2 protein-coding genes are annotated in these 1,827 nt (G+C 52.8%); both read left to right on the top strand.

Annotated elements, in window-relative coordinates; all coding sequences use genetic code 11:
• A partial coding sequence (locus HU765_RS26545; RefSeq protein ID WP_202883681.1) for a hypothetical protein occupies positions 1-704 on the top strand: 704 nt, incomplete at its 5' end.
• Between the two features lie 579 nt (positions 705-1,283).
• Complete coding sequence (locus HU765_RS26550) at positions 1,284-1,643, top strand: hypothetical protein (protein ID WP_186624069.1); 360 nt, start codon at positions 1,284-1,286, stop codon at positions 1,641-1,643.
• Positions 1,644-1,827: the final 184 nt, after the last annotated feature.

Genomic DNA, 1,827 nt, shown 5'->3' on the forward strand with positions numbered 1-1,827 from the left:
TTCCGCTTGCCGATCTGCAGAATCTGCAAGACGGCAGCGAGTTGACGGTGATATTCAAGGCAGGGCTTGGGGGTAGCCAGAACGAGAGTGAGGCAGTGGTTTTCCCAGAACAGACTTATACAGTGAGGGCTGCCCCCCAATTAATTATCGACGATCGTGACGTATTTCTATCCGGACCAAAGTGGGTTTTTCATAATCCGTTCTTTGTCACAGTACCGTCTCTACACCCTGGTGATTTTGCAGATCGATATCCTGACCAAGGAACTCCACCGTATACCTACGTCTCAGACAACGACCGAATCGCTACAGTACTGGAGCAAGGTATTGGTCGGATTCAAGGCGCCGGGAACGGTACAACTTACATTACCGTATCAGACGTGAGCGGGCAGCAAAAACGAATTAAAGTGACAGTGGAAGGGGTACGGGTTATTCAAACCACACCCGAAAGAATGTTGCCCGCCGAAGCCCACGCATGGCGCGAGGCTAATTCGCTCAGTCCTTTAACCGACGAAATGTTTGCATCTTTTACCGACGCTTTTCCAGCGATCAACCAACCCTGTGACGGGTTTAGTACTCAGAGCTATGCTGTCAACAGATTCCTTGTTTTTTACATCGAAATGGATGAGGGGCCCGCTTTCTGGAGAAGCGTTACGACCGACCAAAGTTATAACATTGGGGCAGGCTGGACGCATATCCTAACTTAGATCGGGGTACAGGCAAGACCAGGTTATGGTTCCTTATCCGCTGAATTAAAACACCCTCAGGGATAGTTCCTGAGGGTTCTTCCAAATTTCGTTTTATGCAGGAAAAATCAGCAGCACGGCTTTTTCGTTGAGGTTCAATTCATGACAATCAGTGGAGATAAACGGGGCCAAAGTGCGCGCTCCATTTTTCGGATTAAACCACGGTTTTTTTCGATCCGTCAGGGACAAACTACGTTTTACCTCGACTGCCGCCCGATCTTTACCTTTTTTAAACTCCTTTGTTTAAAAGGCACCTTCAGACACGCCTCCAAGGCTACACATCCTTACGCCATTACCTACAGCTACGCCAGAATACGCCGGCTTGCGCACATTGGGGGCGGGTTCTATTGTGGGTCGGTCGATGATTTTCCAGCGATCGGGTTTAGCAGCTCGAGTTATCTCTAGACGCACAAGGTCCGCTATCGTTATGGCGGCTTTGCGTGGGGCGCTTCGGTGCGCCGGGTTCTAGAGTCCTGGTCTGCTAGCCACTCCTTCGTTAGCAGCGAACGGTGGCAGCTTCACTACTCTAGAGGCCTAACCATGATCAAACCCACACCCAACCCACCCGAATCCGATCCCACCTCCCCCTACGAATCCCTCGATTCAAAAAAACTCCACGAAGCCGCCGACCGCGCGCTCGACCACTATTTCTGCCCGCCCGGCCCCATCCCACCGCCGCGTAGAACCCGCGCGATGTATGCCGTGACTGCCGACCTCAAAAACGAAGACCTGCTGGCCAGTGCCTGCGAATCGCTTGCTTCGGCCAAGACCATCGCCCAGGACTTTGCCGGGCTGGTACCCGTGTCGCAGCGCCGAACGTTACTGGGCATTGCGCAACTGATCATGCTCGGCGAACTGGCGGTGAACCGGGTGCTGGGTAATCTGGAGTTGCCGCAGTGATATCGGCCGGCTGAATCAGTCGGTGGCCGTATTGGCCTCTTCGCGAGCAAGCTCGCTCCCACAGTTGAGCTATGTCGGCCGCAATAACTGCTAGCAGTGAAGATCTGTGTGGGAGATTCTATGGTTGTCCTCAAGCGATAACTGCCCCTTTCGATTGATATTCGCTCTGGTTTTTCATCAGGGC

Source organism: Pseudomonas sp. SWRI81, from assembly GCF_014268545.1.
Lineage (GTDB): Bacteria > Pseudomonadota > Gammaproteobacteria > Pseudomonadales > Pseudomonadaceae > Aquipseudomonas > Aquipseudomonas hamedanensis.